The sequence below is a fragment of the Leifsonia sp. Y862 genome, from assembly GCF_057669585.1.
In genome coordinates, this window is the sequence record NZ_JBYHFR010000002.1 from 444,660 (window position 1) to 463,790 (window position 19,131).

At 64.2% G+C, this 19,131-nt stretch carries 15 protein-coding genes; 8 read left to right on the forward strand and 7 right to left on the reverse strand.

Annotation, left to right across the window (positions count from 1 at the left end; all coding sequences use genetic code 11):
- Positions 1–15: 15 nt before the first annotated feature.
- Positions 16–2,019 carry a glycosyltransferase gene (locus tag AC25Z0_RS12180; protein WP_488133364.1) on the reverse strand — a complete coding sequence of 668 codons (2,004 nt, stop codon included), beginning with the start codon at positions 2,017–2,019 and terminating at the stop codon, positions 16–18.
- A gap of 142 nt (positions 2,020–2,161) precedes the next feature.
- Positions 2,162–3,514, reverse strand: coding sequence for a glycosyltransferase family 4 protein (locus AC25Z0_RS12185; protein WP_488133365.1), 1,353 nt, complete (start codon positions 3,512–3,514; stop codon positions 2,162–2,164).
- 219 nt (positions 3,515–3,733) lie between these two features.
- On the opposite strand from AC25Z0_RS12185, the gene AC25Z0_RS12190 reads away from it, so the two are divergent.
- The 6 genes from AC25Z0_RS12190 to AC25Z0_RS12215 all read left to right on the forward strand — a co-directional run bounded on the left by AC25Z0_RS12190 (position 3,734) and on the right by AC25Z0_RS12215 (position 11,547).
- The gene (locus tag AC25Z0_RS12190; protein WP_488133366.1) at positions 3,734–6,220 is read left to right on the forward strand and encodes a glycosyltransferase; all 2,487 of its coding nucleotides are present in this window, start codon (positions 3,734–3,736) and stop codon (positions 6,218–6,220) included.
- A complete protein-coding gene (locus tag AC25Z0_RS12195) occupies positions 6,220–7,248 on the forward strand; it encodes a glycosyltransferase family 2 protein (protein ID WP_488133367.1) in 1,029 nt (342 codons plus the stop codon). Before AC25Z0_RS12190 ends, AC25Z0_RS12195 begins: the two co-directional genes overlap by 1 nt.
- Before the next feature lie 197 nt (positions 7,249–7,445).
- Positions 7,446–8,300, forward strand: a complete 855-nt coding sequence (locus tag AC25Z0_RS12200; RefSeq protein ID WP_488133368.1) for a glycosyltransferase family protein — start codon at positions 7,446–7,448, stop codon at positions 8,298–8,300.
- Positions 8,301–8,435: 135 nt separating this feature from the next.
- Entirely contained in the window at positions 8,436–9,464 is a 1,029-nt protein-coding gene (gmd, locus tag AC25Z0_RS12205; protein WP_488133369.1) for a GDP-mannose 4,6-dehydratase, read from the forward strand.
- Between the two features lie 71 nt (positions 9,465–9,535).
- Positions 9,536–10,570, forward strand: coding sequence for a glycosyltransferase family 4 protein (locus AC25Z0_RS12210; protein WP_488133634.1), 1,035 nt, complete (start codon positions 9,536–9,538; stop codon positions 10,568–10,570).
- Positions 10,567–11,547, forward strand: coding sequence for a GDP-mannose 4,6-dehydratase (locus AC25Z0_RS12215; protein ID WP_488133370.1), 981 nt, complete (start codon positions 10,567–10,569; stop codon positions 11,545–11,547). Before AC25Z0_RS12210 ends, AC25Z0_RS12215 begins: the two co-directional genes overlap by 4 nt.
- Positions 11,548–11,597: 50 nt before the next feature.
- Here the strand turns inward: AC25Z0_RS12215 and AC25Z0_RS12220 are convergent, their stop codons facing one another.
- Positions 11,598–13,196: a DUF2142 domain-containing protein gene (locus AC25Z0_RS12220; RefSeq protein WP_488133371.1), complete on the reverse strand. Its 1,599-nt coding sequence runs from the start codon at positions 13,194–13,196 to the stop codon at positions 11,598–11,600.
- A gap of 141 nt (positions 13,197–13,337) precedes the next feature.
- Between AC25Z0_RS12220 and AC25Z0_RS12225 the strand changes: the two genes are divergently transcribed.
- Positions 13,338–15,287 (forward strand): hypothetical protein, encoded by a 1,950-nt coding sequence (locus tag AC25Z0_RS12225; protein WP_488133372.1) that lies wholly within the window; start codon positions 13,338–13,340, stop codon positions 15,285–15,287.
- Between the two features lie 265 nt (positions 15,288–15,552).
- Entirely contained in the window at positions 15,553–15,888 is a 336-nt protein-coding gene (locus AC25Z0_RS12230) for a GIY-YIG nuclease family protein (RefSeq protein ID WP_488133373.1), read from the forward strand.
- 156 nt (positions 15,889–16,044) lie between these two features.
- Here AC25Z0_RS12230 and AC25Z0_RS12235 read toward each other — a convergent pair whose 3' ends face one another.
- Genes AC25Z0_RS12235 through AC25Z0_RS12250 form a run of 4 tightly spaced genes read right to left on the reverse strand, consistent with a single transcriptional unit; the run spans position 16,045 to position 19,099 of the window.
- The gene (locus tag AC25Z0_RS12235) at positions 16,045–16,410 is read right to left on the reverse strand and encodes a DUF2304 family protein (RefSeq protein ID WP_488119930.1); all 366 of its coding nucleotides are present in this window, start codon (positions 16,408–16,410) and stop codon (positions 16,045–16,047) included.
- 5 nt (positions 16,411–16,415) lie between these two features.
- A complete protein-coding gene (locus tag AC25Z0_RS12240) occupies positions 16,416–17,144 on the reverse strand; it encodes a glycosyltransferase family 2 protein (protein ID WP_488133374.1) in 729 nt (242 codons plus the stop codon).
- A 10-nt stretch (positions 17,145–17,154) separates the two neighbouring features.
- On the reverse strand, positions 17,155–18,108 hold the full coding sequence (locus tag AC25Z0_RS12245; protein ID WP_488133375.1) for a glycosyltransferase family 2 protein: 954 nt from the start codon (positions 18,106–18,108) through the stop codon (positions 17,155–17,157).
- Between the two features lie 28 nt (positions 18,109–18,136).
- Entirely contained in the window at positions 18,137–19,099 is a 963-nt protein-coding gene (locus tag AC25Z0_RS12250) for a GDP-L-fucose synthase family protein (RefSeq protein WP_488119933.1), read from the reverse strand.
- Positions 19,100–19,131 lie beyond the last annotated feature (32 nt).

The following is a 19,131-nucleotide window of genomic DNA, read 5'->3' on the forward strand; positions in this document are numbered from 1 at the left end:
CGCTGTGGCGCACACTCACCCCTGAAGAACGCTGTCCCAGCGGGCACGGAAGACCCGCTCGTTGTTAAATTCCTGTGCGAATCGGCCGGGGCTGAAGACGCTGAAGTGGGTGACCCGTGAGTCGGGTACGACGGCGAAGCGCGGCGTGCGTGCCGATGCCGCGTCCAGACGCAGCGCGAGGTCGGCATCCTCGAAACCGTTCGAATACAGCGGATCGAAACCCCGTACCGCTGCGAACTCGGCTGCTCGGTAGATGCAGGCAACCCCGGAGATTGCCAGCGGAGCTACCTCGTCAGCGGGGAGTTCTTCGAGGTCGCGGGGGAGACCCGTGCCTGGATCAACAACAAGGCCGGCGCTTTCGATCTGTCCTGCAGGTGAGCGGATGACCGCCTGCGCACCGTTGAGCGTCTCATCGTCGTTCATGGCCGCGACGAGTGGTGCCAGCCAGCCTGGTTCGACGACGACGTCGTCGTTGATGAACACCACGAGGCTGCCCGTCGTCTCGGCGAAGGCAAGGTTTGAACCGAGCGCGAAATTCGTGTTGCGGGGAACGGAAACCAGGCGTACACGAGGATTACAGGTGAGACTGGCCGTCAGGATTTCGCGCACGGACCGGGGCGAGCCATTGTCGAGCACGACGAGTTCGAAGTCGATATCGCCAGAATTCTCGATGATGGATCGCACGGCATCCACTGTCATACGCCAATCGGCATATGTCAGCATCACGATCGAAACGAGGCCAGCGTTCCGCTCTGCTGCACCGCGCTTGATAGCCGGCCAGTCGAGCAGATATTTCGTGAGAACAACCTGTTCCCAGCCGTTGGGCTCTGTGGTGCTGATGCGTTTGATGTCGCCGCGGTGGCTGTAAGCGACCCCGATCGCCGGTACGAACTGCATCCGACCGAGCGCGCTGAGACGGATGACCAGGTCGTAGTCCACCCAGCGTCGCAGGTCGTTGTCGAACCCGCCGATCTCGATGGCCGCGGAGCGGCGCACGATGAGGGTGTTGAGGTCGATGAAGTTGCCACCGTTGACCAGATCGTCGCGGTCGCCGCTCATGGCGAGGAACGAGTGCTCTCCGCGCTCGTCTGTGAGTTCGACGGCAGCGTGGGTTGCGACGACACCGGGGTCGGAGAACGCGGGCAGGCTCACCTCGATGAAGTCGGGCAGCCAGGCATTGTCGGAGTCGATAAAGGCGACGTATTCGCCGGCGGCGCGATCCAACCCGTTGTTACGTGCAGCGCAGACGCCGCTCTGCGACTGTTCGACCAGCCGGATGCGCGAGTCTTCAGCCGCAAACTTTCTGACGACATCGGCCGTGTCGTCGGTGGACCCGTCATCGACAATGATGAGTTCCCACGCGGCGTGCGTCTGCCCGATCACAGAGCGGATGGCATCCGCGATGATGCCGGCACGGTTGCGAACGGGCATGATCGCAGAGACCACGAGCTCGGACTGCGCTGGCGCAACCGATGTCGGCAGGGAGGGGTCTGGCGCCCACTCTGATGTGAGCCTCGGGCGTACGTAGTGTGAGCGCTTGTTGATGAGCTTCGCTGAGGTCAGCGCCAAAGCCCTGGCTTCTCCCCAGGTGGGCGTGCCGACGGCCCAGTGCGGCGTCGGCAACACCGTGGAATCCGAGGCGGTCGTGATGAACTGCTCCATCGCCTCCCGCACATTTCCGGGAACCGGCCGTCCTGCGTTGTCGCGCTGGGTGGCGAACACGCGGGCGTCGAAGAATGGCGAGGTGGTGTTGAGCTGTTCCGCGCCGAAGAAGAAGGAGAGGAAGCTGGGCTCCTCATCGCGGGACGTGTGGAAGCGGTACCACTCATCCTGGAACAGCGGCGTCAGGGACAACCCGGCCGCCAGACCGGTGTTGAAGAAGTGGATGACGGCGTCACGACGGGTGCGGAACGTCGTTTCCGCCTGTACCTCGTAGAACTCCTGGTCAACGAGTGGCGAGCGCTCAATGGCCGTGATCTGCCGGTAGCGGTCGAGAGGGAGGAGGTAGGAATTAATCATGGTGTAACGCCTCATGTGGGTGCGAATCCTGCGCGCGGTTGAGCGACGTGCGATCGTCATTGATCTCCCTGTCTCGGCGTGTCCGCCCCGACTGCCCCGTGACAGCTGGCATCAGACTACCGATAACAGAGGGCATCGCGATTCAGCGACGAAGCGTACGAGATCGAACGGCCGACGTGACCCAGCGGAGCGGACGGGTGATCTTCCACGAGGTGCTTTGCTCCAGACCGTCAACGCGCAGCTGCAATTCGTGCAGCAGCACGTTTCGCGGGGTCATCACGGTACGTACGTTGTCGGCCGCAGGGCGCGGGTTGGTGCAGAAGGCCACCAGCGGTGCGAGCACAGTTGACCACTTCATCGTTGATGCGAAGCGCTCGACGTTCGCCGTGATTCGCTCCTTCTCGCCGTCCTTGTACAACACGTCTTCGAGGGCGGCTTCGAGTGCCGGGACGTCCTCAGGCGGGACGATGCGGCCGAGATCGTGCTCCCGGATGATGCTCGCAAACGTGTCGCCGTCGGTGCTCACAATCGGCAGCGATGCCCACAAGTAGTCGAGGATGCGCGTGCGGAAGCTGAACGCGGTTTCCAGGTGGTCGAAGTGCGTGCTGACCCCGAGATCGGCGTCAAGCAGGAAGTTGGAGCGCTCCTCGTATGGCACCCAGCCTTCGTTGAAGAACACAACAGTGTTTAGCAGGCCCAGCTCCTCGGCGAGTTCGCGGGTGCGCAGCGAGACAGCCATCTCCGGAACGCTGGGGTTCGGGTGCTTGACGCCCAGGAAGAAGAGACGAAGGTCGGGGTGCCGCTGCGACAGGGCGTGAATGGCCCTGATGAGCGTCAGCGGATCGAACCAGTTGTAGATTCCGCCGCCCCAGAGCACCACAGTGTCGGTCTCGGAGATTCCGGGTACGACGCCTTTGATGCCGTGCCTGGTCTGCACAGGTGCGTTGTCTTCAATGCCGAACGGCGCAACATCCAGCAGGGAGCGGAGGCTCTCGTCGGTGTCATATGTCGACGGGTTGATGCGATACAGCCCGGCCAGCTGGCCGAGCCAGAAGTCGCGCTGCTTCTCAGAAGCGCACAGCATGAAGTCAGCGCGTTCAATCTGCACGTTCAGCACTTCGGCGGTCTGCAGCGACAGGGCGTAGCGGTCGGTGGGACTGAGGTCCTTGCCCTGCTCGAGAACCTCGAGGTGCATGGGGTCGTAGATGTCGGCGACCAGCACGTAGCGCGGGTCAAGCAGCCACGGGAAGCTAGCGAGTACATGCCCCTGGAAAACAATGACGTCTGCCCAGTCGGCGTAGACGCGCATCAAGGATTCTGGTGCAAATTCAATGGAGAACGCATCATGCGACAACTCAGCATGAACGCTCGACACGAGGCGGACTTCGGCGTTGGAGGCGGAGAGGACTTTCGCCATCTCAAATGCGCGGATCGCAGGACCGGCCATCTTGACCCCGATCGAGTCCGGGGTGATGATAAGGACTTTGCGTTGCAACGGGATACCTCGTTCTACACGTGATGAGCGGTGTGTGGCCGGGCCGCTTAAACGGGGATCGAGTCGGTCGGCAAGGCAATTCAGGAGACTAACACGGGTTTCTTGCCACCTCCTGAACGCAGAAGTCAAGCACTTGCGCGCAGAAGTGAGGTGCCACTCAGATTACGAGGAATCCGATTGGTACACTCAAATCTGCCATTCCCTTATAGAAAGGCCCGCATGCCTAAGCTGCGACCCGGTGTCGTTTCCGTTGTCCTTGTGAACTTCCGAGGGACCGATGACACCATCGAAGCCATCGACAAACTCGGCAAATTGGACTGGCCGTCCGATCTGCTGGAGATCGTCGTCGTTGAGAACGCCTCTGGCGACGACAGCGCAGAGCGCATCCGTGCCGCCGCCCCCCACGTGCTGCTGATCGAGTCGAAGAAGAACCTCGGCTTCGCCGGCGGCTGCAACCTCGGCGTGAAGGCATCATCCGGCGAGTTCATCGCCTTCCTGAACAACGACGCGAAGCCGGACTCCGCCTGGGTGCGCGCCGCCGTCGAGCGTTTCGCAGAGAACCCCGTCATCGGCGCTGTCGCCAGCCGGGTTCTCGACTGGGATGGCAACCTGGTCGACTACATCGGCTCGGCCATGACCTGGTTCGGCCAGGGTTACAAGCCGCTCACCGCGCAGCCCGTTCCCAGCGAACCCGACCGCGTGCATGACGTGCTCTTCGGCACCGGATCCGCCATGTTCGTGCGCCGCTCCGTTTACGAAGCCCTCGGCGGGTTCGACGAGCGCTACTTCATGTTCTTCGAAGACGTCGACCTCGGCTGGCGTCTCAACCTGCGCGGCTGGCGCTACGTGTACGAGCCGGCATCGCTGGCGTACCACAAGCACCACGCGTCGATGTCGTCGTTCGGCTCCTTCAAGGAGACCTACCTGCTCGAGCGCAACGCGCTCTTCACGCAGTACAAGAACCTCGGCGACGAAGCCCTCGCCCAGGCTCTCCCTGCCACCCTCGCCTTGGCCGTTCGCCGCGCTGTCGCCCGCGGCGGCCTCGACTCCACCGAGTTCGACCTGCGGAAGGGCGCGGACAACGGCCCGACCATGGAGGTCGCCAAGGAGACGATGGCCGGTGTGTACGCCATCGACCAGTTCGTCGAGAACCTGCCATCGCTGCGCGAATCACGCGACGAGATCCAGTCCTCCCGCGTCGTGACCGACAACCGCCTCTGGCGGCTCTTCGGTGAAACGGATGCCCCCTCCTACCAGTCGGAGCACTACCTCGAGGGGTACGACAAGATCGTCACGACCTTCGGTGTGACCGAGTCACCGGCTGTCACTCGTGTGATCGTGATCACGGGCGACCCGATCGGCGCCAAGATGGCCGGTCCTGCGATCCGCGCCTGGAACATGGCCGAAGCGCTCTCGAACAACAACCACGTCACGCTCGTGACGCTGGCCGGCGCAGAGCCGGTCTCCGCCCCGTTCGACATTGTGCACGTGCGCCCCGGTGACGACCGCGCGATGGGCAAGCTGGAGCGCGACGCAGATGTCATCGTCTTCCAGGGCCTGGCCATGGCGCTGTTCGACAGTTTGCGCACGAGCGACAAGATCATCGTCGCCGACATCTATGACCCCATGCACCTCGAGCAGCTGGAGCAGGGTCGCGAGCTGGGTTCAGAGCAGTGGAACAAGCAGGTGGGCGATGCAACGGATGTGCTCAACGAGCAGCTCCTGCGCGGTGACTTCTTCCTGTGCGCTTCAGAACGCCAGCGCCACTTCTACCTCGGTCAGCTGGCCGCGCTTGGCCGCATCAACCCGGCCAACTACGCCACAGACCCCGACCTCACCAGCCTCATCAGCGTTGTGCCGTTCGGCCTGAACGAGACGTTCCCCGCGCAGACCAAGCCGGCTCTCCGCGGCGTGCTGCCCGGTATCGATGCAGACGACAAGGTGCTGCTCTGGAGCGGCGGCCTGTACAACTGGTTCGATCCGAAGACCCTCATTCGCGCCGTGGCCAAGCTGTCAGAGACGCACGACAACGTGCGACTGTTCTTCCAGGGAACCAAGCATCCGCACCCCGGCGTTCCAGAGATGGGCATCGTTGCCGAGTCACGTGCCCTGGCCAGGGAGCTGGGCGTGCTCGACACGTCAGTCTTCTTCAACGCATCCTGGGTGGACTACGCAGACCGACACAACTATCTCGCTGAAGCGGATGCCGGTGTCAGCACGCACTTCGACCACGTCGAGACCACATTCTCGTTCCGCACTCGCATTCTCGACTACCTGTGGGCCGAGCTGCCCATGGTCGTCACGGAAGGCGATCACTTCGCCGAGCTGATCGCCGCCGAGAAGCTGGGCGTTGTCGTCCCGCCGACCGATGTCAACGCTCTCGCCGACGCCCTCGAGAAGGTGCTGTACGACGACGCCTTCGCAGCGGAGACCCGCAAGAACACCTCGCGGGTGCGCGAGGACTATGTGTGGGACACCGTTCTCGCACCGCTCGTTGACTTCGTGGCCAGCCCGCAGCACGCCCCAGACCTCGTCGCCAGCGGCGCTGTCACTGGCGGTTCAGGCAAGGGAGCGCGGAAGCCCGCCATCCGTCGTAAGAAGCACGGCATCCGTCACGACGCTGGCCTCTTCGTGCACTACCTGAGGCACGGCGGCCCCAAGGTTGTGGTGAAGAAGGTTCAGAGCCGTCTGCGGCGCCTGCGGTAATGCCGACATCTGGTTCAACGCCGGGCGCCATGGTCTCTGTCGCGCTCTGCACCTATAACGGCGCGCGCTTCATCGCGCCGCAGCTGCGAAGCATCCTGGCGCAGGGTGAACGCATCGCCGAGATCGTTGTGGCAGACGACGGTTCAGCGGATGCGACGCTCGACATCGTGCGCGCCATCGCCGCAGAGTCGAAGGCCGCTGGCAGCACGATCGAGTTCAGGATCCTGGACGGCCCTGGCGGAAACGGCGTCACGAAGAACTTTGAGCGGGCTGTCGCGGCCTGCCGGTCTGACTTCATCGCGCTCAGCGACCAGGACGACGTGTGGAGGCCAGACCGCATCGCCCTGCAACTGGCCGCGTTCGAGTCACAGGCAGAGCTGACTTTGGTATTCGGGGACGCTCGCCTGGTCGACGAGGCGGGGGCGCCGCTCGGTACCTCTCTCTTCACCACGCTTGAGGTCGGCCCGGAGACCCGTACTGCCGTGCGTCACGGTGACGCGTTCGCCGTGTTCCTGCGACGCAATATCGTCACGGGGGCCACCGTCATGTTCCGGCGCAGCCTGCTCGAACGGGCGATGCCCTTTCCGGCAGAGTGGATCCACGACGAATGGCTCGCCATCATCGCGGCGGCCACCGGGAGGGTCGACCTCATCGAACTCGAGCTCACCGACTACCGCCAGCACGGCAACAATGAGATCGGCGTGCGGGAGCCGACCTTCCGCAACAAGGCGCGGCGCGTGTTGCAGCCACGCGGGGAGCGCAACCGCGATCTCGCCGTGCGCTCACGCCTGCTGCGAGAGCGATGCGAGGCACTGCAGCGCGACGGACAGCTGGACGGCAAGCGGGGCGCCCAGCTGGTGAAGACGGCGCGTGGCAAGGCATCGTTCGAGCAATTCCGTGCTGACCTGCCGGCTGGGCGCATCCGTCGCATCTTCCCGGTGCTCGGTCGGGCACTCAGCCGCGACTACGGTCGATACGCGAGCCAGGGCAGTACCGACATCCTGCGTGACCTGCTGCAGCCGGCCTAACTGCTCGCTCTCGGCCCGGTGGTCGAGGAGGCCGCCAGGCGGTCTCGAGACTACTTACTGCGATTTCGAGACGCGTCCTCGTTCCTCGGGCGCTCCTCAATCGACGGGTTTCCGCTGGTCGAGGAGGCCGCCAGGCCGTCTCGAGACCCAGCGCCCACCCAGCTCGCTATCAACCGCCTCGTTATACTCGTTTGAGCTTGCAGAAGCTCTCCGCCCCTGTCATTGCGGGCGTCAACTCTGTGAAAATCGAAGGGATCTATTCAATGCCTCACCCAGAGGTGCTCGTTGTCTTGCCCACGCTCGGCGACCGGTTGGAAATGCTGGCGCAGACCCTGGAGACGGTGGCTGCGCAACGCAAGGATGTCGAGCTCACCCTCGTCGCTGTCATGCCTGCCGGTGCCACCGCGGCTCGCGAGCTCGCACTTGCGGCCGGCGCGGTCGTGGTCGATGACCCGAAGACGGGCATCTCCGACGCGATCAACTGTGGCCTGGCCGAGCGCACGGTCGAGACGTATTACGCCTGGATCGGCGACGACGACCTGTTCCGCCCGGGCGGTCTGCTTCGACTCAAGCGGATGCTCGATGCCCGGCCGAAGGCCGTGCTCGCGTACGGTGGCTGCGACTACATCGATCCCAATGGGCTGACGATTGGCACGAGCAACGCCGGCGCACTGGCGAAGTTCCTCCTGCCGTGGGGTCCAGACCTCATTCCCCACCCCGGAACCATGATCCGGCTCGACGCGCTGCAGGCCATCGGCGGCTTCGACTCAACGTTGAAGTACACGATGGACCTGGATGCCTTCCTCACCCTCCGTTCGCACGGCGAGTTCATCTCCACCCGCGAGACGGTGTCGGCGTTCCGCTGGCACCCCGATTCGCTCACGGTCGCTGGTCGTCTGAACTCCAGCAAGGAAGCCGAGCTGGTCAAGCGCCGCCACCTGCCGAAGGCGCTACGGCCGATCAGCCCGCTGTGGTTGCTTCCCGTGCGCTGGGCGTCATCCGTTGCAGCCAAGCGTGTGAGCGCACGAGCACGCTCGCTCGCGGCCCGGTAGCTGTCCCTGCGACTCGGCCGCGAGACCTTTGACGGCTCGCAAACTCTGCTGGGGTAAGCTGGTTCAGTATTGACGAGTGGGCGATTCGGCAATCTAACGACGTCCGTGGAAAAAATTACGGGGAATAACATCCAAATGACCGAAACACAGCTGAAGCGCGCTCTCATTACCGGCATCACCGGTCAGGACGGCAGCTACCTCGCGGAGCTGCTCCTGTCCAAGGGCTACGAAGTGCACGGCCTCATCCGCCGTTCGTCGACCATTAACACGAGTCGTATCGATCACGTCTACCAGGACCCGCACGAGTCTGGCGCTCGCCTGTTCCTGCACTATGGCGATCTGACTGACGGCTCACGCCTCGTCACGCTGCTTGACCAGATCCGCCCAGACGAGGTCTACAACCTTGCTGCCCAGTCGCACGTTCGCGTGAGCTTCGACGAGCCCGAGTACACCGGTGACACGACAGGCATGGGAACCATCCGCCTGCTCGAAGCCATTCGCATGACCGGTCTGCACTGCCGCTTCTACCAGGCCAGCAGCTCAGAGATGTTCGGCGCAACGCCCCCGCCGCAGAACGAGGACACCCCGTTCTACCCGCGTTCGCCATACGGCGTCGCCAAGGTCTACTCCTACTGGATCACCCGCAACTACCGCGAAGCGTATGGAATGTTCGCGGTTAACGGCATCCTGTTCAACCACGAGTCCCCGCGCCGCGGCGACACCTTCGTCACGCGCAAGATCACCCGCGCCGTTGCCCGGATTGCTGCCGGGTCGCAGACCGAACTCTTCATGGGAAATCTTGACTCGGTTCGTGACTGGGGTTACGCGCCGGAGTACGTTGAAGCCATGTGGCGCATGCTTCAGCACGACACCCCCACCGACTACGTCGTGGCGACCGGTACCAACTACACCGTTCGCGACTTCCTGCAGCTCTCGTTCGAGCACGTTGGGCTCGACTGGGAGAAGTACGTGCGCTTCGACGAGCGCTACCTGCGTCCCACAGAGGTTGACGCTCTCGTCGGCAGCGCCCAGAAGGCCCAGGACCAGCTCGGCTGGGTTCCGAAGACCCTCACGCCCGATCTCGCTCGTCTCATGGTCGACGCCGACATTGCGTCGCTCAACGCCAGCGGCGAACCGTGGATCGATCGCGTCCAGTTCGCGTGACGCCCAGCTCGGTTGATGGCAAACCGAAGCTGAGCGTAGCGTTGTCGATGCTCACACTCGTTCCAGGTGGAATGGGTGGGAGCGAGACGTACGCGCGTGCTTTGACTTCGCAGTTGGCGTCCACGGACGCCGTACAGGTGACCGCCTTTATCCCCGAGATGGCACGTGGCTTCGGCGACGGGCTGCCGGAGCATCTCGTCACAGGCTTGCCTGACGGTGGGTCGACCAAGGACCGCCTGCGCGCCGTCGGCAGCCTTGCGCTGCGTGCACCGCAGCTGCGGAAGCTCATGTCGGGTGCCGACGTCGTGCACTACCCGTTTACGGTGCCGGTGCCGAGGCCGGGCCGCTCGCAGGCATCCGTTCAGTCCCTGCTCGATGTGCAGCACCTCGAACTGCCGCACATGTTCAGCAAGGCTGAGCTGCTGTACCGCAAGCGTTACTACGAGGGTTTCGCCAAGAAAGCGGATGCCGTCATCACCATCAGCCACTTCGCCAAGCGTCGCATGGTGGAGTTGCTGGGCATGGACGCAGACCGCATTCACGTGGCGCACCTCGGTGTCGACACCGCCAAGTACACGCCAAATCTGGGCGAGCGCAAGAACTTCGTGCTGTACCCGGCGAGGGGTTGGCCGCACAAGAACCACGCTAAGCTCATCGCTGCCATGGAGATCGTGCGGCGAACACGCCCCGACCTGCGACTCGTTCTCACCGGGGGTGGTCTTGACACGCTGGGCGATCTCCCTGACTGGGTCGATCGCAAAGGGCTCGTCTCTGAGGAGGAGTTGTTGAACCTGTACCGCACGGCTAGCGCGCTCGCGTTCCCGAGCCTCTACGAGGGTTTCGGCCTGCCGCCGCTTGAAGCGATGGCATCCGGATGCCCCGTGGCTGTTTCCAACGCCGGCTCCCTCCCAGAGGTGGTCGGTGATGCTGCTGTGTTGTTCGATCCGAGTAATGCTGACGCTATTGCCGCAGGTATTGACCAGACACTGAACCGTGCTTCTGAGTTGACTGCTGCCGGCCTCGAACAGGTGCAGAAGTTCACCTGGGAGAGCTGCCTTGATGTGCACCTCGCCGCATATGCTGCTGCGGTTGAGGTCCACGGATGAGCGCGCCTCGCGAACGGGTGCTGGTCACCGGTGCGAACGGCCAAGATGGCACCTATTTCATACGTCGACTTGCGCATGAAGGACATGACGTTCACGGCATGTGTCATTCAGAAGAGGGTGCAGCACGACTCTCGGCCGCGTTCCCCGACGTCGTGGCACATGTCGCAGACTTGGGAGACGGCGAGAGCATCGCCGCGCTCGTCGCCGGCGTTGAGCCGACCCACATCTACAATCTGGCGGGCAACACGTCGGTCGCCCGCTCCTGGGAGTACCCGGCGGAGACCGCCGACGTGCTCGGTGTTGGGCCTGTCCGCCTCATTGAGGCAGCCTGGAAGCTAGGGGAACGCACCGGGTCTCCGGTGCGCTTCGTGCAGGCATCCAGTGCCGAAGTATTTGGTGACGCGACGATCGTGCCGCAGGACGAATCGACGCCACGCGCTCCGGTGACACCCTACGGCGTCGCAAAATCTTTCGCGCAGGAAATGGTTGGCGTCTATCGCCAGCGCGGCATGTTTGCCAGCTCGGCAATCCTGTTCAACCATGAGTCGCCACATCGACCTGAGTCTTTCGTGGCTCGCAAGATCTCTCGCGAGGTCGCCCGGATCTCGCTCGGCCTGTCGGAACGCCTGGTACTCGGCAACATCGATGTGCACCGCGACTGGGGTTACGCGCCTGACTATGTCGACGCGATGCTTCGCATTGGGCGCGCAGATCATCCAAACGACTACGTTGTTGCGACCGGTGTCTCACACACGGTGCGCGACTTCGTGCAGGCGGCCTTCCAGCACATTGGTATCGACGACTACGAACCGTACCTGTTCATTGACCCGGCTTTCTATCGCCCGGCTGATCCGAAGTCCCTCGTGGGCGATCCGGCACGGCTTCGCCAGCTCGGCTGGGAGCCGAGCGTCGATTTCACTCAGCTGGTCACCTTGATGGTCGACTCAGACGTGGCACTGATCACCGACAGCAATTAGCCCGCCGATTGAGGAGCGCCCGACGGAGTCGGCCGCTCCTCGACATCTCGCTAGACGGTGAGCTCGGCGGGTAGCGCTGCCGGCTGAGCCGCCTGTAGCCGCGACACCCGCGCGTACGTCAGCCGCCACCCGGCGACGGTGGCTGCCGCCAGCACGAGCCCGAACACGATCAGCCAGAGCAGGTTGCCGCCGGGCGCGCTCCACTCCGGTGCGGCGATGATGTTCTTCCAGATGCCATCAGACCCGACGGCATAGCGCTTCAGTGCGCTGGCGAATGACACGTACTGGCCGATGGCCCACATGCCCCAGACGAGGAACGTCAGCCGGTTGAGCGTGCTGGGGGAGGGGAGCGTGATCCGCTCCGACACCAGCACGGCAAGGCCGAAGACGAGCATGACGAATAGCGGCAGCCCGTAGCGGCCCTGCCAGATGATTCCGCCGTTCGTGATGAACGCACCCTGGATGATGGCAGGAATGAACACGAAAGCGGCGGCGAGTACTGCGGCGAAGACGAGGGCGCGACCGCGCAGGATGCTGAAGGCGGCGAGCAGCAGCGTGCCGACGAGTGCTGCCCACACGAAGTACACGACCATGGGCGGCGGGGTGTCGAGCCAGCCGAAGTTGGCGATCATGGCCTGGGCGTAGCCGAGGGTGTCACGCACGGTGATAACGAACCCGTGGATCGGGCTGAGACCGACGCCGGGGAAAGACTGGAAGTAATCGGGGTCGTTCTGCGTCGCCGTGAGGTTGTTGGTGCTCATGAGCCAGCCCAGCGCGAAGAGCGTCGAGACGGCGGTGACCCCGATGGCCCAGAGCACCGGGGGCTTCTTCACGAGCGTCCAGATGCGGCTCCAGCTGGTCAGCAGCAGCGGCACCAGGATCGCGATGAGCACCCAGAGCGGCGAGAGGCCCCTGGTGTTGACCGCAATGGCGGCCCCGGCGCCAACGATGACAGCCCGCTCGGTGAGCAACCGGGAATTCGGCTGGGTCACGATGGCGAGCATCGCAGCGAACACCGCGAGGGTGCCGGTGATCTCCACGGCGTTCGGGTTCACCGACCCGCCCAGGAATATCAGCATGGGTGGCAGGGCAACGGCGACGCCAGCGAGCGGAATCGCATTCCGGCGCAAGCCGTACGCGATCATCACGGTGAAGGCCAGGAACAGCGAGGTGAGTACCGCGCTCAGCGCCCGCATCACGAAGATGCCGGTGTCGTCTCCGAAGAACAGCGTCGGCCAGCCTACGAGCATGTAGAAGACGGGATTGTAGAGGCCAGCGGATGTCGGTGCGTCGACGACGTCCGCAGGGTCGCCTGGCATCGGGGCGGAGCACGCCGCCGAAATGTCTGAGTGGAAGGCGTAGCAGGTCTCGTAGTGGGTGGAGGCGACGTAACGCGGCACCTGCACCTCCTGGCCGAAGGATGTGGTCTCGCCGATGAACTGTCCGCGGGCCACCGATGCGGCCTTGATGATGTGCGCCGGTTCATCCGGAGACGCGGAAATCGGGGTGGACATTGCCCAGATGATCGACAGCAACGACAGGATCGCCCAGCTGGCGCCGAAGACTTTCCAGCGGTGGGGTCGAACGGGTGCCGCCTGTGCCCGATCGGTATCTGCCGGATCGAGGTCTAAGTGGGCTGACGCAGTCATAGGAGAAGGTGCCTTCGCGTGACGGGTTGCTACTGCGAGACGATGGCCACGCTGAAGTCCACTGTACCGAGCGAGACTCAGAAAACCCTGCAGCGGCAGGGCTGTAGTATTGGCGGTCGCAGCCAAGAGGGAGTCAGTGCCATGCGATTCGTCGAGAGAGCACCGCGTCGCGTGCGCGTAGCAACCATCATTCTGGCCGTTGCCGTGGTCCTTGGCGGCGTGCTGATGCTGCTTGGGTTCTCACCAGCCGTTGGCGTGATCGCTGTGCTTGGTACTGCCACGCTCTTCTTCGGCCAGCGGTTTGGCTGGGCCACCAGCGTTGCCGCCTCCGTGCTCATGCTGCTGTTCGGCAACACTGTGTTGCTGCGCCTGGTCCCGCTCACCGGCATCGACCTCGGGCTGGCGAACGGCCTCGGCCTGCTGGTCGCCGGCCTCGCGCTGCTGGCCTGGCTTGTGCGGCAGGGGGCGAGCATCCGCTTGCCGAATCGCGGCGCGCTCACCATCGCCGGAGCAGCGGCTGTCGTGCCTGCCGTCACCGGGATCGTCGCACTCGTCACGCTCGGCGTCGGAGAGCGGATGCGGGTCGGCTGGATGATGGGCACCGGCACAGACACGGTGTGGAACACCGTCGCCTCCCGTTACATCCTGAACGACAACGGGATCGCGCCGTGGCTGAACCCCAACCCGTCACCACTCGTGAACGGCCTGATGGCCACCTGGTACGCGCCCGGCCGTGGAGCGGCAGAGGAACTGCTGCGCCATGACGTGACCCGGCAGAGTGAGCTGCTGGTGCTGCTGTTCCTGCTGTGCAGCGTGTTGGCTGGCATCGTCGTGGCCCGCGTGGTCTCCGCGCAGCGTCCGGTGCTCCGCTGGGTGGCCGGCATCTTCGGCAGCCTCCTGCCGCTGACCTGGTACATGGCTGGTTTTGTCATCCGCTTCGGGTTCTTCAACGTGGCCGTCGCCGTGGCCGTGCTGTTGTGCGTGTGGCTGATCTGGTCAGACCTGCCGCGGCACAGCATTGCGTCGATCGGGCTGCTGCTGATCGCCACGACGGTGCTCCTGGCGGCGTGGGCGCCGCTGGCCGCGCTGTCGCTCGGGCTCGCAGGGGTGGCGGCTTTGATGAACTGGCGCACTCTGCTCGGGCGGCAACCGGTGATTGAGGAGCGAGCGCCAGCGAGTGTCTCGAAATCCAATCTCCCGCTGATTGAGGAGCGAGCGCCAGCGAGTGTCTCGAAATCCACCTTGCGTGGCTGGTCGCTCGTGCTCTTCGTGCTGTCGGCTGTGCAGCTGGTGCTCTACGTGCTGCTGGCGACGTTGCCAGACCTCACCCGTGACGGTGGAGCGCTGTCGGCCAATGGTGGCGTGCCCGAGATCACTCCGCTCGATGTTGTGCTCGTCGGCGTGCTGATCTTCGCGTTCGGGGCCGTGGCATCCGTTGGCCTGGGCCAGCGGCATGAACTGCTCGGCATCGTGGTCGTCTTGCTCGCCGCGAGCGTTGGCGTGGCCTACCTGGCGCTGCAGCGCCGCGGCATGGACACGCTCTGGGGCTACTACCCGGCCAAGCTCGGCTGGTTGGTGACGGTGCTCCTGATCGTGCTGCTGGCGGCCTCGCTGATGCGCTGGCTCGGGCACGGAAGCGCACGCGGCGTGAACACCCTGGCCGTGCTGCTGGCGGCTGCCGCGGTGGTCGGCCTTGCAATGGCCAAGGTCCCGCCCATCAACCGGGATCTGGCAGGCATTGTACCGCTGATCGGCATTGGGCTGACGCCGGAGACCGCGGCGGAAACCGCGCGCGAAGACGCGCTGTTCGCGGCCACCGCCACCGACGCTGGCGAGAAGACCCTCTTCGCGAAGTACTCCGCAGCACCAGAGGACGACGCCTTCATCAACTACTGGTCGCTGCAGCTCCCTGCGACGACGAGCAACGATCCCATCCGCATGTTCGCGTACACTCTCGATTCGACGAATCCAGCGGATGTCTGCGAGGCCGCCGCCGTCTGGGGTTCCGATACCGTCATAGTCACCCGCGACCCCGCGTTCGAGGCAGCGCTGCAGGACGCCTGCCCGGCCGTCGCGGTCGACCTCCGCTAGACGCCTCCGTCGGTCGAGGAGGCCGCTCGCGGCTATCTCGAGACCTCGTGAGCTGATTTCGAGACGCGGGCTCGTTCCTCGCTCGCTCCTCAATCGCCGGTTATCCGTTGGTCGAGGAGGCCCGCCAGGGCCGTCTCGAGACCTCGTGAGCCGATCCCGCGGGAGGACTTCGAACCCTCCTCAACAGGATGCCCACAGCGCGCCACGCCAGAGCGAAATTGCCTGCTGCACTCACGACCACCACGCGAGCACCACACTGTTGCCCATGCCAGCGATCCCCACAATGTACATCTTGCGGTGCGCCGATGGCACCTACTACGTCGGTAGCACGTGGAACCTTGAGAATCGCCTCAACCAGCACCGGCACGGAGAAGGTGCTGCATACACGCGCCGACGCCTGCCGGTGGAGGTCGTCTACATCGAAGAGTTTTCCCGCATCGAAGAGGCGTACACGCGCGAGAAACAAGTACAGGGTTGGTCGCGAGCCAAGCGAGAGGCATTGATTGGCTATCAAGCGGATGCCCTTCCACAGCTGAGCGTGCGGGGCGGTCCCGGTGGTCGAGGAGGCCCGACAGGGGCGTCTCGAGACCCAGAGAACTGAGCTGAGGGTGCTGGGTAAGGATTTCGAGACGCGGGCTCGTTCCTCGATCGCTCCTCAATCAGCGGTTTCCGTTGGTCGAGGAGGCCCGCCAGGGCCGTCTCGAGACCTCCCACACTGATTTCGAGTCGGCCTGTTGGCCTCCTCAATCAGCGGTGGTTACTGCGAGACGCCGCTCTTCTGCTCCAGGTTGCGGATGCGCATCTCCTGCAGCGCCGACTCCTCAGCCAGCGTGCGGGTTTTGCTCTCCAGGTCGGTGAGCTCAGCGCTGTGCTGGATGCAGACCAGGAACAGCACTGCGATGCTCACGAAGAACACGAGGTTGGTCGGTGCCCCGACGCCGACGAGCGCAGCGGCCCAGTCGAGTACGGCGGGGAACACGCCGACGATGAGCGCCAGCGTGCCAGCGATCAGCCACCAGATCGCGTGGCGCTCGCGCAGGCGACGACGACGGAGCATCTCGATCACGACGCCGAGCGTCATGAGCGCGGCAAGGATTCCAAAAATGTAGGACGTTACGCTCATGGGCGTCAGGCTTTCGTTGCGATGGTCGTAGCTGGCCGCATCAGTGCGAAACCGAGTGCGAGGAATGCGCGCCCCAGATACGTTGCTGCTTTGAATGGGTTGTGTGAGGGTGTCCCGCCAGCGCGGGGCCGCATGGCCACGGGGATCTGAGCGACGACGCAGCCGGCGCGGGATGCGATTACCAACGCCTCAATGGTGTCGCCGAGATACTCGGCTGGGAAGTGAGTCGCGAAGAGGCGTACCGCACGCGGTCCGCACGCCTTGAAACCGGAGGTGGTGTCGGTGAGTTTCGTGCGGGCAGTGCGGCTCAGGATGCCAGAGAGCACGATCATCGCCCACTTGCGCGGGCCGCTCACCTCGTAGTTACCCTCACCGGCGAAGCGTGCGCCGATCACGAGGTCGGCGCGATCCAGGGCCGCAAGCAGGGCCGGAACGTTGCTTGGATCGTGCTGGCCGTCAGAGTCGATCTGCACGACGTTGTCGAAGCCGTTGTCGAGGGCGTATTTGAACCCGAGGCGCATAGCTCCGCCGACACCGAGGTTGAACGGCAGGTCGGCCACAGACGCCCCTGCTGCCAGTGCGACGGCAGTGGTGTTGTCCGATGATCCGTCGTTTACTACGAGGCAGCGAACGCCGGGCAGTTTGGCGTACACCTCGCGAACTACATCCCCGACGGACTCTTCCTCGTTAAACGCGGGCATGACGATGAGGGTGCGTTCGAACGGGGACGGCATGGCGTCCATCCTAACAATCCGTGGCTGAACGGTTGGCGGACGGGCGCAGCTGCCCACGTCCGAATGCATGCCCGAGCAGTGAGCGGATGCCGCTCCCGCTGCCGGCAGCGACAGCCGCCGGTAGCCGCGTGAAGGCGTTCAACCGTGACGAGAAGTGCCGGGAGGCGGCACGTGCCGCCGTGTTCCAGCCGAGCACCTGCAGACCGATGGACGTCGCCAGGAAGAAGCGGCGTTCCTCGGTGAATCGAGAGCCATCGTTCGCTTTCCACGATGAGACGCTGGCGCTGTGCCTGCGGTAGAGGAAGGACGGCTCGGTGTCGACGACCATGGAGCCGCCGGCGCTGATGATCTCCAGCTGCAGGGCCAGATCGAGCACCACGTCGAGGTCGGCGCGGAAGCCGTGCTTCGCCAACGTGTCTGTGCGCCAGCAGATGGAGGGAAAGTACGTCCAATTGCCGCGCAGCAGGCTGGTGGCCAGTCGCTCACCGCGGAGCTCTGTGGGGTGCGATAGGCGGGGGCGATAGTACGCCTTCACCCGGTCGGTGAGGGGGAGGCCAAGCTTCCCCGCCGAATCGATGACGTGGACGCCGGGCTGAATGTACGACGCGTCAGGGAACTGCGTGATGAGCACGCGCACTCGGCCGACGTAGCCGGGCAGGAGCAGGTCGTCGCAGCCGATGATCACGGCGTGGGAGGCATCCGCTAGTTCAACGCAACGGGCGAAATTGCCGGCGACGCCGAGGTTTGTCTCGTTGCGGTGGTATTCGATGCGACTGTCGCCGAGTGCCTGCAGCCATTCACCGGGTTCCGCACTCGGATACAGGTCGTCGATGACGACAAGTCTCCAGTGCGGATCAGTCTGGGCCAGAACGCTCTCGACGGCAGCCCGAAACAGTGCCGGGTCGCCGTAGAACGGCATCATGATGTCCAGGATGCCTGGCGTCGGCGCGTCGTCCCTGCTCATGCCGCTCTCATCCACGGCCTCATGCCTGTCATTTGGATCGCAGTGACGCGGCGTTCTCGAGGAACCAGGCGTAGGTGCGGGCCAGGCCCTCATCGAGGTCGACCTTCGCCGTCCAGCCCAGGTCGTTGATGCGGGAGACGTCCAGCAGCTTTCGCGGCGTGCCATCTGGCTTTGTGGGGTCCTGGCTGATGCTGCCGGTGTAGCCGACGGTGTCTGCCACGCGTCGTGCGAGCTCTGCGATGGAGAGGTCGTGACCGACGCCAACGTTGATGGTCTCTGGGGAGTCGTAATTCTCCAGCAGGAACAAGCTGGCAGCGGCGAGGTCTTCAACGAAGAGGAACTCGCGAAGCGGCGTTCCAGAGCCCCAGATCACGACGTCGTCAGCGCCGGTGTCTACTGCTTCGTGGAAGCGGCGCATCATCGCCGGCAGTACGTGTGAGTGCTCGGGGTGGAAGTTGTCGCCAGGGCCATAGAGGTTTGTCGGCATCGCCGAGATCCAGTTTCGGCCGTACTGACGCCGGGTGGCCTGCACCTGCATGATGCCGGCGATCTTCGCGATCGCGTATGCGTCGTTCGTGGGCTCGAGGGCGCCGGTCAGCAGGGAATCTTCACGAATGGGCTGCTCGGCGAACTTCGGATAGATGCAGCTGGAGCCGAGGAACAACAGGCGATCGACGTCGACGCTGTTGGCGGCATCCATCACATTCACCTGGATTTGCAGGTTGTCACTCAGGAACTCAGCCGGATACGTGTTGTTGGCCTGGATGCCTCCGACGCGGGCTGCGGCGTCAATGACGACATCCGGCTTGGCGTCGGCGAAGAAGTCGAACACGGCCTGACGGTTGCGGAGGTCGAGCTCGGCCGAGGTGGCCCCAATGAGGTTGGTGAAGCCGGAGTTCTCCAGGTGGCGCCAGATGGCGCCGCCGACGAGGCCTCTGTGCCCGGCAACATAGACTCGGCTGGCACGGTTGAGCGGCTGGTGGAAGTTCATTGTCGGTAGACTCTCATGGGTTGTCATCGGTT

Coding starts and splice junctions, on each gene's coding strand:
- AC25Z0_RS12225 (WP_488133372.1), top strand. CDS start 13,338: ATGCGATTCGTCGAGAGAGCACCGCGTCGCGTGCGCGTAGCAACCATC.
- AC25Z0_RS12230 (WP_488133373.1), top strand. CDS start 15,553: ATGCCAGCGATCCCCACAATGTACATCTTGCGGTGCGCCGATGGCACC.
- AC25Z0_RS12180 (WP_488133364.1), bottom strand. CDS start 2,019: ATGATTAATTCCTACCTCCTCCCTCTCGACCGCTACCGGCAGATCACG.
- AC25Z0_RS12240 (WP_488133374.1), bottom strand. CDS start 17,144: ATGCCGTCCCCGTTCGAACGCACCCTCATCGTCATGCCCGCGTTTAAC.
- AC25Z0_RS12250 (WP_488119933.1), bottom strand. CDS start 19,099: ATGAACTTCCACCAGCCGCTCAACCGTGCCAGCCGAGTCTATGTTGCC.
- AC25Z0_RS12245 (WP_488133375.1), bottom strand. CDS start 18,108: ATGAGCAGGGACGACGCGCCGACGCCAGGCATCCTGGACATCATGATG.
- AC25Z0_RS12195 (WP_488133367.1), top strand. CDS start 6,220: ATGCCGACATCTGGTTCAACGCCGGGCGCCATGGTCTCTGTCGCGCTC.
- AC25Z0_RS12210 (WP_488133634.1), top strand. CDS start 9,536: ATGGGTGGGAGCGAGACGTACGCGCGTGCTTTGACTTCGCAGTTGGCG.
- AC25Z0_RS12190 (WP_488133366.1), top strand. CDS start 3,734: ATGCCTAAGCTGCGACCCGGTGTCGTTTCCGTTGTCCTTGTGAACTTC.
- AC25Z0_RS12220 (WP_488133371.1), bottom strand. CDS start 13,196: ATGACTGCGTCAGCCCACTTAGACCTCGATCCGGCAGATACCGATCGG.
- AC25Z0_RS12215 (WP_488133370.1), top strand. CDS start 10,567: ATGAGCGCGCCTCGCGAACGGGTGCTGGTCACCGGTGCGAACGGCCAA.
- gmd (WP_488133369.1), top strand. CDS start 8,436: ATGACCGAAACACAGCTGAAGCGCGCTCTCATTACCGGCATCACCGGT.
- AC25Z0_RS12235 (WP_488119930.1), bottom strand. CDS start 16,410: ATGAGCGTAACGTCCTACATTTTTGGAATCCTTGCCGCGCTCATGACG.